Origin of the sequence: Amycolatopsis sp. NPDC051758 (genome assembly GCF_044453095.1) — a bacterium.
In the GTDB taxonomy this organism is placed as follows: domain Bacteria; phylum Actinomycetota; class Actinomycetes; order Mycobacteriales; family Pseudonocardiaceae; genus Amycolatopsis.
Genome location: NZ_JBITCJ010000028.1, coordinates 1 through 10421, shown reverse-complemented (window position 1 = coordinate 10421; position 10421 = coordinate 1). Strand labels below are relative to the sequence as shown.

The 10421-nt window shown below is 69.9% G+C and carries 11 protein-coding genes and 1 rRNA gene; 6 read left to right on the top strand and 6 right to left on the bottom strand.

Annotation, left to right across the window (positions count from 1 at the left end):
- Positions 1-98: 98 nt before the first annotated feature.
- Together ACIA5G_RS53135 and ACIA5G_RS53130 are read right to left on the bottom strand one after the other, a co-directional pair.
- Positions 99-1034, bottom strand: coding sequence for an LLM class F420-dependent oxidoreductase (locus tag ACIA5G_RS53135; RefSeq protein WP_395938107.1), 936 nt, complete (start codon positions 1032-1034; stop codon positions 99-101).
- 5 nt (positions 1035-1039) lie between these two features.
- Positions 1040-1651 carry a TetR/AcrR family transcriptional regulator gene (locus ACIA5G_RS53130; protein ID WP_395938105.1) on the bottom strand — a complete coding sequence of 204 codons (612 nt, stop codon included), beginning with the start codon at positions 1649-1651 and terminating at the stop codon, positions 1040-1042.
- 131 nt (positions 1652-1782) lie between these two features.
- Between ACIA5G_RS53130 and ACIA5G_RS53125 the strand changes: the two genes are divergently transcribed.
- The 4 genes from ACIA5G_RS53125 to ACIA5G_RS53110 are packed head-to-tail and all read left to right on the top strand — an operon-like array spanning position 1783 to position 5010.
- Entirely contained in the window at positions 1783-2304 is a 522-nt protein-coding gene (locus tag ACIA5G_RS53125; protein ID WP_395938103.1) for a hypothetical protein, read from the top strand.
- Between the two features lie 18 nt (positions 2305-2322).
- Entirely contained in the window at positions 2323-3273 is a 951-nt protein-coding gene (locus tag ACIA5G_RS53120) for an oxidoreductase (RefSeq protein ID WP_395938101.1), read from the top strand.
- Between the two features lie 37 nt (positions 3274-3310).
- Entirely contained in the window at positions 3311-4312 is a 1002-nt protein-coding gene (lipA, locus tag ACIA5G_RS53115; RefSeq protein WP_395938099.1) for a lipoyl synthase, read from the top strand.
- 44 nt (positions 4313-4356) lie between these two features.
- Complete coding sequence (locus ACIA5G_RS53110) at positions 4357-5010, top strand: DedA family protein (RefSeq protein ID WP_395938097.1); 654 nt, start codon at positions 4357-4359, stop codon at positions 5008-5010.
- 139 nt (positions 5011-5149) lie between these two features.
- Here the strand turns inward: ACIA5G_RS53110 and ACIA5G_RS53105 are convergent, their stop codons facing one another.
- From ACIA5G_RS53105 to ACIA5G_RS53095, 3 genes are all read right to left on the bottom strand, one after another.
- Positions 5150-5908, bottom strand: coding sequence for a hypothetical protein (locus ACIA5G_RS53105; protein WP_395938095.1), 759 nt, complete (start codon positions 5906-5908; stop codon positions 5150-5152).
- Position 5909: 1 nt separating this feature from the next.
- A complete protein-coding gene (locus ACIA5G_RS53100) occupies positions 5910-6476 on the bottom strand; it encodes a papain-like cysteine protease family protein (RefSeq protein WP_395938093.1) in 567 nt (188 codons plus the stop codon).
- A 99-nt stretch (positions 6477-6575) separates the two neighbouring features.
- Complete coding sequence (locus ACIA5G_RS53095; protein WP_395938091.1) at positions 6576-7544, bottom strand: LysR family transcriptional regulator; 969 nt, start codon at positions 7542-7544, stop codon at positions 6576-6578.
- A gap of 70 nt (positions 7545-7614) precedes the next feature.
- Here ACIA5G_RS53095 and ACIA5G_RS53090 point away from each other — a divergent pair, with 70 nt between their 5' ends.
- Together ACIA5G_RS53090 and ACIA5G_RS53085 are read left to right on the top strand one after the other, a co-directional pair.
- The gene (locus ACIA5G_RS53090) at positions 7615-8484 is read left to right on the top strand and encodes a patatin-like phospholipase family protein (RefSeq protein WP_395938089.1); all 870 of its coding nucleotides are present in this window, start codon (positions 7615-7617) and stop codon (positions 8482-8484) included.
- A gap of 104 nt (positions 8485-8588) precedes the next feature.
- Entirely contained in the window at positions 8589-9797 is a 1209-nt protein-coding gene (locus ACIA5G_RS53085; protein WP_395938087.1) for an Ig-like domain-containing protein, read from the top strand.
- A gap of 535 nt (positions 9798-10332) precedes the next feature.
- Here the strand turns inward: ACIA5G_RS53085 and rrf are convergent.
- Positions 10333-10421 (bottom strand): 5S ribosomal RNA (gene rrf / locus ACIA5G_RS53080); the annotation flags it as partial.

Genomic DNA, 10421 nt, shown 5'->3' with positions numbered 1-10421 from the left:
AAAAACCCCCACACCCCCCCTTTGGTTGTTTGGGGGCCCCCCCCCCCCCGGTTGGGGGGGGGGGGGGGCCCCCCCCCCCCCCCCGCCACATGGGGGCGCTAGTCGAGCTGGGGTGCGACCTCGGCCGCGATGAGGTCGATCTGGTCCAGGTCGCTCATGTCCAGCAGCTGCAGGTAGACGCGGGTGATCCCGGTGTTCTCCCGCCACTGCCCGATCCGGTCGACGACCTCGGCGGGCGTCCCGGCCAGGCCGCTCGCCTTCAGCTCGGTGGCGTCCCGGCCGATCGCCGACGCACGGCGCTCGACCTCGGCGTCGTCACGGCCGACGCCGATGACCAGCGCGACCGACCGCAGGATCTCCTTCGGGTCGCGCCCGATCTCCCGTGCCGCCGCCTCGACACGCGCGAACTGCGCGGACGCGATCTCCTGGCTCGCGAACGGCAGGTTGAACTCGTCGGCGAACCGCGCGGCCAGCTCCGGGGTGCGCTTCTTGCCCCCGCCGCCGATGATCACCGGCGGCGCCGGGTGCTGCGCCGGCTTCGGCAGCGCCGGCGAGTCGCTCAGCGTGTAGTAGTCACCCTTGAACGAGTACGTCTCGCCCGCCGGCGTCTTCCACAGGCCGGTGACGATCTCGAGCTGCTCGGCGTAGCGGTCGAAACGCTCCTTCAGCGGCGGCAGCGTCAGGCCGTACGCCTCGTGCTCGGCGTCGTACCAGCCGGCGCCGAGGCCGAACTCGACCCGGCCGCCGGACATCTGGTCGACCTGCGCCACCGAGATGGCGAGCGGGCCCGGGTGCCGGAACGTCGCCGCGGTGACGAGCGTGCCGAGCCGGATGCGGCTGGTCTCCCTGGCCAGGCCGGCGAGGGTGATCCACGCGTCGGTCGGGCCGGGCAGGCCATCGGCCGAGCCCATCTTCAGGTAGTGGTCACTGCGGAAGAAGGCGTCGTACCCGGCGTCTTCGGTCGCCTTCGCGACACGCAGCTGGTCGTCGTAGCTGGCCCCTTGCTGGGGCTCGGTGAAGATCCTCAAGTCCACGAAAGTCAGCCTATAGAGACGTCCGGCTCCGTGCGCCGCAACCGGACCAGCATGCGGACGATCACGTCCTCGATCTCGGCGCCGACCTTCTTCGGGTCCGGCGAGCTGGCGATCTCGGTGGCCGCGCTCGACAGCGCGCCGAACAGCAGCCGCGCGGTGACCTCGACCGGCACGGGCTCGACCTCACCCGCGTCGATCAGCGACTGCAGGCCCGACCGCACGAGCCCGAAGCTGCACCGCTCCTCGGCTTCGCGCCAGCGCTCCCAGCCCATCACGACCGGGGCCTCGTGGATGGCGATCCGCTGGTAGGACGGGTCGAGGCAGGCGCGGATGAACGCGTTGAGCCCGCCCAGCGCCCGCTCCCAGGGGGAGCCTTCGCCGGTCATGATCTTCTCGAGGCGGTCGTAGACGAGGCTCTCTACCGAATCGAACGCGGCCTCGAACAGCGCTTGCTTGCCGCTGAAGTGGTGGTAGAGCGCACCCTTGGTGACGCGGGCACGTTTGGCGATCTCGTCGAGCGAGGTACCCGCGTAACCGCGTTTGGTGAACAGTTCCACCGCGCTGTCGACCAGCGCCGACCGCGTCGACTCGGAGTAGTCGAGCCGTCTGGACCTCATTGTCGCCACCTTCACAACTTTACGCCCGGAGGATCTCTCCATACTCATGGTATGTTCACCGGGTCAGGTCCGTACCGGGAGTATGCCGCAGACCCGCGGTATGACCCGGACCACGGAAGGGGAGCCCCACGATGAGCTGGACAGACTTCTACCGACGTCAGGAAATCCTCGAAGCGACCGTCCGCCTCGCCGCCCGGAACCCGGGCGCGCCGCTGCCGCTCGACGAGGTCCCGGGCGCCGAAGAGCACTTCGGCACCGAGGAAAACGTCCTGACCGCACTGCAGTACAAGTGGACGCAGGTGCTGAGCGGACGGCTGCGCGCCGAGGTCACCGACCCGGACGAAGCCGACGGCTTCGGCGACCACGTCGACGCCGTCACCCGTGCTTGGCGCGCCACCGTCGAGGAGCACGAGGCACTGCGTGCGGTGCTCGACGGCGCCTTCGAGCGGAACGCGACGCTGCGCCGGATGCACGAGGGTGAGCTGCGGATGCTCGCCGTCACGGCCGGGCTGGCCGACGCGCGTGAGCCGGGCGAGGAGATCGTCAAGGTGGGCCACGCGCTCGAGGCGCTGCTGCGCACGAGCCGCGACGAGCCCGCCCGCCGCCGTCCCGTGATGGGACACCTGCGGCGCCTGCTCGCGCCGAGCGCCTAACCGGAGTTAAGTGAGCGCATGACTCAGCGCTGGACCGAGGCCGACATCGCCGACCAGACCGGCCGGACCGCCGTGGTCACCGGGGCGAACTCCGGTCTCGGGCTGCGCACCGCCGAGGTGCTCGCGGGCAAGGGGGCCCGCGTGTTCCTCGCCTGCCGCTCCCCCGAGCGCGGCGCAAAAGCCCTCGAGCAGGTCCGCGCGGCCGCCGCGGGCGCCGAACCCGAGCTCGTCCCACTGGACCTGAGCGAGCTCGCGTCGGTGCGCGCGGCCGCCGCGTCGGTGCGCGAACGCACCGGTGACGCGCTGGACCTGCTGGTCAACAACGCCGGCGTGATGGCGACGGCACGCGGCCGCACGGCCGACGGGTTCGAGCTGCAGTTCGGCACGAACCACCTCGGCCACGCGGCGCTGACCTGGCTGCTGATGCCGGCCCTGCGCGGCGGGACGCACGCCCGGGTCGTCACGCTGTCGAGCCTCGCCGCCACCGGCGGCCACATCCACCTCGACGACCCCAACGGCGAGCACCGGCGCTACAACGCGGCCGCCGCCTACGGGCAGTCGAAGCTCTCGAACCAGGTCTTCATGCTCGAGCTGGACCGCCGGCTGCGTGCGGCCGGCGAAGACATCCTCAGCGTCGCCGCGCACCCCGGTTACACCGCGACCGGGCTCGGCAGCGGCATGGCGCGCTCGTACAGCAACCCGGTGGTGCGCTCGCTCATCGCCGGCGGCCACCGGATCGGCGAGGTGCTGTTCGCCCAGAACGCCCGTATCGGCGCGCTCCCGCAGCTCTACGCGGCGACCGCCGACGGCGTTGAAGGCGGCAGTTACTTCGCCCCGCGCGGCGTCGGCAACCTGCGCGGATACCCGGTCCGGGTGGGCACGCTGGGTGCCGCGCGCAACGAATCGCTGGGCGCCGCGCTGTGGGACCTGACGGCGAAGTTGACCGGCGTCACGCCCGACCCCGCGTAGCCGGAACCGCTCCCGCGACGGGCGTAGGGTTGATCCCGTGAGTGCTGCGCCTGAAGGCCGGAAGCTGCTGCGCCTGGAAGTCCGCAACAGCGAGACGCCGATCGAGAAGAAGCCGCCGTGGATCAAGACGCGGGTGCGGATGGGCCCGGAGTTCACCGAACTCAAGGGCCTGGTGCGCCGCGAGGGTCTGCACACGGTGTGCGAAGAAGCCGGGTGTCCCAACATCTACGAATGCTGGGAAGACCGCGAAGCCACGTTCCTCATCGGCGGTGACCAATGCACCCGCCGGTGCGACTTCTGTCAGATCGACACCGGTAAACCGGCTGAGCTGGACCGCACCGAGCCGCGGAAGGTCGCCGAGTCCGTTCAGGCGATGGGTCTGCGGTACTCCACGGTGACCGGTGTGGCCCGGGATGACCTCGAGGATGGCGGCGCTTGGCTGTACGCGGAGACCGTGCGCCAGATCCACTCGCTCAACCCCGGCACTGGCGTCGAATTGCTGATCCCGGACTTCAACGCCGATCCTGCGCAGCTGGCCGAAGTCTTCGGCTCACGGCCGGAAGTGCTTGCCCACAACGTGGAGACGGTGCCGCGGATCTTCAAGCGGATCCGCCCCGGGTTCCGGTACGCGCGTTCGCTCGAAGTCATCACCGCTGCTCGTGAGGCCGGTCTGGTGACGAAGTCCAACCTGATCCTGGGCATGGGCGAGACTCCCGAAGAGGTCGCTCCGGCGATGCAGGACCTGGTGGACGCCGGTTGCGAGATCCTGACGATCACGCAGTACCTGCGTCCGTCGCCGCGGCACCACCCGGTGGACCGCTGGGTGAAGCCGGAGGAGTTCGTCGAGCACTCCCAGGCCGCCGAGGCGATGGGCTTCGCCGGGGTCATGGCCGGACCGCTCGTGCGCTCGTCGTACCGCGCTGGACGCCTTTACGCGCAGACGAAGGCCCACCGCGGCGAGGTCCTGCCGGAGAACCTGCAGCACCTCGCGGTCGAAGGACCCGCAGCTCAGGAGGCCGCGTCCCTGCTGGCGCGGTGACGCACGTCACCCCACCATCCTTAAAGGATCGGTAAAGTGGCCGCATGGCCCTGGTTTCGGACCTCCTCAGCTGGTTGCAAGGACTCCCGGAACCGGGGCTCGTCGCGGCCACCGGCGGCCTGGTGTTCGCCGAATGCACGATCGGGCTGGGGTTCCTGGCCCCCGGCGAATCCGGGCTGCTCATCGCCGCGACCACGGCGAACACCGTCGCGCGCTTCCTGGCCCTGTGGACGGTGGTCACCCTCTGCGCAACGGCCGGTGACGCGCTCGGCTACTTCATCGGCCGCCGCTTCGGGCCACGGCTGCGTGAAACCAAGCTGATCCGCAAGTACGGTCTCGAAGCCTGGGACAAGGCCACCGGAGTGCTCGAACGCCGCGGCGCCTGGGCGGTCTTCTTCGCCCGCTTCCTGCCGGTGATCCGCACGCTGACCCCGGCCGCGGCGGGCACGTCCGGCCTGCCGTTCCGCAAGTTCCTCCCGGCCGCCGCGGCGGGCGCGTTCTGCTGGTCCCTGGTGCACATCAGCATCGGCGCGGCGCTGGGTGAAGCAGCGAAACGCATCGAGGGTGCGCTGAACACGGGCGGCCTGATCGCGGTGGGTCTGCTCGCCGCGGTAGGTGTGTTCTTCTTGCTGCGCTTGAAGAAGCGGAAGGCACTCGCCGCCGCCGAGCCGGAACCCGAACCGGAACGCGTGCCCTGACCAGAGCGCCCCAATGTGGCCTTCGGTGCGTCTCACGCACCCAAGGCGGCCTTGGTTGCGTCTCACGCAACCAAGGCCGCCTTGGGGCGCTAAGTCCACGAGGGTGCGGCCTGGTCGCCCGGGCCGCACCCTCCCGGCGTCAGCGGCGGGCGCGCGCCGCCTTGCCGGTGGCCCAGCCGATCAACCCGAGCGCCAACAGCGCCCCACCGGCGACGAACGGCCAGGAACCGGAGTCCGGGCCCGGCGCGGGCGCCGGGCCCGCGGCGGCGAGGTCGTACCCGCCGAACTTGCCCTGCGCCCGGTAGGCCGAGCCGGGCAGCTTGTCGCCGTACAGGCGGTGCACCAGCTGCTGGTACGCCGTCAGCGTCACGCCTTCGCCGACACGCTGGCGAGCCGGGTCGTTGAGCGGCAGCACGCGGCCGTCACGCACCCGGTACCACGCGTTGACCTGCGGTTCGGTGAACACGAGGTCCGCGCCGGCCTGCGCCGGGTACGTCACCTCCTCGGTGCCGGTGGTGAAGTTGGTCGCGGTCCAGCCGGCCGCTTCCCGGGTCACCCACACGGTCGCCTGGCGGCCCGTCGAAGCCTGCGTCCGCACCGCGTAGTAGGCGAACGACGCCGGCTTCGCACCGGGCGTCCCGGCGACGAACGCGGGGTCGAGCGAGTAGACGCTCAGCGGTTCCCCGTCCACCTTCGGCGTCTGCACGGCATCGGCGCGGGCAACACCGGCGCGGGCGTCGAGCTGGCCGAAGAACGCCGAAAGCTGCGTGTTCGCCGACGCGACCGCCTGCTTGGCCGCCACGGCATCGTCGGAAGGCGAAGCCGACGCCGTGCCGCCGAAACCGATCACCAGTGCGGCGCCCGCGAGCAGGACACCGAGTCCACGGAAGAGGTTCATCTCACGCCCCGATCCGGTAGAGGGACTGCGCCCACTGGAACTGCCCGTTGCGGACGTAGCTCGAGTGCGCCATCGCGCTGTAGCGCTGGCTGCTCGGCCACGGGTCGCCGTAGTAGACCAGCCCGCTGGTGTCGTAGCCGTAGATCACCTGCGCGTGCCCGCCGCCGGCCGTCCAGTAGATGCCGGTCTCGATCGGGCGGCGCGCACCGATCTCGGTCTGCACCGAAGCCAGGCTGAGCGCGCCGGTCACCGAGCCGGGCCGCAGCCCGAGCGCCTGGTACCCGCGCTGGACGTAGGTCAGCTCACCGGGCTGGTTGGGGCACTGCGACCCGGCCGGGTAACCACGCGAGTAGTCGCAGAAGGTGTTCTGGCTGACGCCGGCTCCGTAACCGAGGAACCGGGCGATGGTCAGGCCGCTCGCGGCCCAGCACCATTGGTTCTGCTCCTGGACCAGCTGGCTGATGGGCAGCGTGGTGGCGGCCCGGGGTGCGGCGGACGCGGGCGGCGAGAGCAGGCCGATGACGGCCGCGCACAGCACACCGAGCGCCATTGCTCGTCTGAAGTGCATTCGTTGCTCCTTGTCGGCAACAGGTGGGGACTTCGTGAGCTTCTCCCGTTGCCGCGCCGGGCAGTAATCCCAGCGGGGATAACACCGGCGTTATGCCGCCTATCGGGCGGAGGCGAGCCGGGGCTCCCCCGGCTGCTGCCGGCACCACCGCGCGAAGTGCGGATTCCGCAGCCGGGACGCGGCATACGCGACTTCGGCGCACCGGAACACCTCGTCGGTGGCCGGTGTGCGGGCGTCGTCCTCCCGGGTTGCGAACAGCAACGTCGTCCACAGCGGGTCACCCGCGAGCGGCAGCGCGACGAGCCCCGGCGGCGGCGCCGAAGCCGCCTGCGCGAGGCAGACCGCGCCCTGGGCGATCAGCGTGCCCGCGGTGCCCGCCTCCGACGTGAAGTGCCGCACGCGCGGGGTGAACCCGGCGGCCGCGCAAGCCTGCAGGAACCGGACGCGCACGCAGTTCTCGTGCGGGGGCGGCAGGATCCAGTCGCACCCGGCCAGGTCCGCGAGGTCGACCACACCGTCACGGATCGCCGGGTGGCCGTGGGCGATCCCGACGAAGATCGGCTCGGTGGCGAGCGTCCGCACGGTCAGCCCGGCGAAGTGGTGGGCCTCCGTGCCGTCGAACTGCTCCAGCAGCGCGACGTCGACCCGGCCGGTCGAAAGCAGCTTCAGCAGGGTGAGCGACGCCGGCTCGGCGTAGGTCTGGAGGTCGACGTCGAGCAGCCGCTCCCCCAGCTCCTCGATGAACCGGCCGATGATGAGCAGCGGCACGTACCCGATCCGCAGGGTTTCGGGGCCGCTCTCGCCGTGCTGCCGGGCCGACGCGACAAGAGCCTGCATGTCGGACAGCAGCGCGTCGGCGCGGGCGAGCACGAACCGGCCGAGCTCGGTCGGGCGGACCCCGCTGGGGCCGCGGACGAACAGCTCGCCGCCGAGGATCCGTTCGATCCGCTTCAGTTGCGCGGTGAGCGCGGGCTGGCTGACGCCGAGCACCGTGGCCGCACGGCTCACACTGCCGCCGTCCGCGACGGCGCGGACGGCCCTGAGATGCCGCAGCTCCAGCTCGGCCACGTCCAGCAGGTTAACGCCGGCTTCACGCCCGGCACGACCTGCGAAAGTCGGGCTTACTACATTCGGCGGTATGAGTCTCGCGGATCTTCCCCGGCCGATCGGGTTCGTCCTCGGTGGTGGCGGCAGCCTCGGCGCGATGCAGGTCGGCATGCTGCGCGCGCTGTCCGAGTCCGGGGTCACGCCGGACCTGGTGGCCGGCACCTCGGTCGGGTCGCTGAACGCCGCCGTCCTGGCACTGCGCGGCGGCGACGCCTTGGCGCGGCTGCGGAGCATCTGGGCGCACATGACGCGGGACGAGGCGTTCCCGGGCGGCGTGCTCAGCCGCGTCCGGACGCTGACGCAGAGCAAGACGCACCTGTTCCCCAACAGCGGCCTGACGGCGATCATCGCCGACCACCTCGGCGCCGAGACCCGCTTCGAGGACTTGGCGCTGCCACTCGGCGTCGTTACCACGCAGGTCGACACGGCCGAACCGCTGCTGATCCGGTCCGGGCGGCTGCTCGAGCCGCTGCTGGCGAGCTGCGCGATCCCGGGGATCTTCCCGCCGGTGGAGCACGAGGGGAAGCTCCTCTACGACGGCGGGCTCGTCGCGAACGTCCCGATGCGGCAGGCGCTGACGATGGGCGCTCGCTCGCTGGTCGTGCTCGACTGCGCGTTCCCCGGCAAGCTGCCGAGCGCGCCGCGGACGTTCGCCGAGGTGATGATGTTCACCGCGATGATCAGCATGCGGAACCAGGCGGTGCTGGAAGCGCCGGTCGCGGCCGCGCAGGTGCCGGTGGTCTACCTGCCGGGGCCGGCGCCGGCACGTGTGAACCCGCTCGATTTCGGGCACACCGAAGCACTGGCGGAGGAGGCGTACACGGCCGCGCGGGAGTTCCTGGACGTGATCTCCGTGAGCGGGCCGGGACTTTACGGGGCACCGGGCCTCGTCGTCACGTGATCCGCGTCACGCCGATGCACCGATCCGCCGGGAAGAACGTCATCGCTATCGCGTAGTTTTGATAACGAATGCCCGCCGATCCCAATTTCCCAAAAAGAGACAATATGCTCCCCAAGAAGATTTTACTTTCGGTGGCCGGAATCCTCGCCGGAGCACTGCTGCTTTCCGCCTGTTCGTCCGATGACAACGGTGGCACGCCCGGCGGCGCCTCCGCGTCCGATTCGGCGTCGCCGTCCGCAACGCCGGTCGCGGTCACGTTCGAGCCGGCCGGCGGCGCGGCGGTGAACCCGGCGACGCCGGTCGTCGTCAAGGCGGCCAACGGGAAGCTCGTCGACGTCACCGTGACCAACACGGCCAAGGGAAAGACGGTCGCCGGCAAGCTCGCCACGGACGGCCTCAGCTGGACCTCGACCGAGCCGCTCGGCTACGGCTCGACGTACAAGATCGTCGCGCACGCCCAGGGCGCGGACGGGAAGCCGATCGAGCAGGACAACCAGATCAGCACGATCGCGCCGAAGAAGCAGGCCAACGCCAACCTCATCCCGGCGCCGGCCGCGGTGTCCAGCACGGGTGTCGGTGTCGGGCAGCCGATCGTCTTCAGCTTCGGGAAGATCGCCGTCAAGAACAAGGCGGAGGTCGAGAAGGCCCTGACGGTGGAGTCGACACCGAAGCAGGAGGGTAGCTGGTACTGGATCGACGACTCCAACGTCCACTACCGGCCGAAGGACTACTGGAAGGCCGGCACCCAGCTGAAGGTGACGGCGAAGATCTACGGTGTCGATTTCGGAAACGGCGTCTTCGGCGCCGAGGACCGGACCGAGACGTACAAGGTGCACGATTCCTGGATCGCGAAGGCGGACGGGAACACCGAGCAGATGCAGATCTTCCACAACGGCGCCATGGTGAAGTCCATGCCGATTTCGATGGGCAAGGACGCCACCCCGACCCATCTGGGCGCGCACGTCATTTCGGACAAGCAGGCCAATTACACGATGGACTCCTGCACGTACGGCGTCTGCCCGCCGGACCCGAAGGCGTACCGGTCGAACGAGAAGTTCTCGGAACGGATCTCGAACGACGGTGAGTTCGTCCACGAGAACCCGAACAGCGTCGGGCAGCAGGGCAGCTCGAACGTCTCCCACGGGTGCATCAACCTGAACGCGGCGAACGCCGAGTGGTTCTTCCAGAACATGGGCTTGGGCGACGTCGTGGAGGTGACCAACTCCGGCGGCCCCCAGCTCCCGGTGTGGGACCTGTACGGCGACTGGTCCAAGTCCTGGGCCGACTGGCAGGCCGGCTCCGCCGTTAAGTAACCCGCTTCATCCTCACGTTCGGCCCCAGGGGGCCAGGAGCTCCGCTCCTGGCCCCCTTCTCGTCTCCCTCGACCTTCCAGGCACGCGAGTCGTCCATCCAGGTACGCGAGTCGTCCTCTCAATCACGGGTGATGCCCCTCCAATCACACGTGATTCCTCCCCAATTACGCGAGATCCGCCTTCAATCACGTGAGTTCCGGCTCTGATCACGCGAGTTCCGCGCCGCGGCGGCGGCCGCCGGCTCGGCCGGGTTCAGTCTGAGGCTTTTGCGTGATCGGGGACGGGACTCGCGTGATCCGGACCGTCATTCACGTGATTGAAGACGGAACTCGCGTGCTGGAGGGTCGACTCGCGTACCCAGAGAGTCGGTTCGCGCACCCCGACCGTCGGTTCGCGTACCCAGACGGTCGGCTTGCGTACAGAAGGACGGCTTGCGTGCCTGGGTGGACGACACGACCGTTTTTTGGGCATGAAGAAAGGGCCTGGGCCGGGAGACTTACGTCTCAACCGGGCCCAGACCCTTCCATCAAAGTAAGTTCGGCGGTGTCCTACTCTCCCACAACCCTTCGGTTGCAGTACCATCGGCGCTATCAGGCTTAGCTTCCGGGTTCGGAATGGGACCGG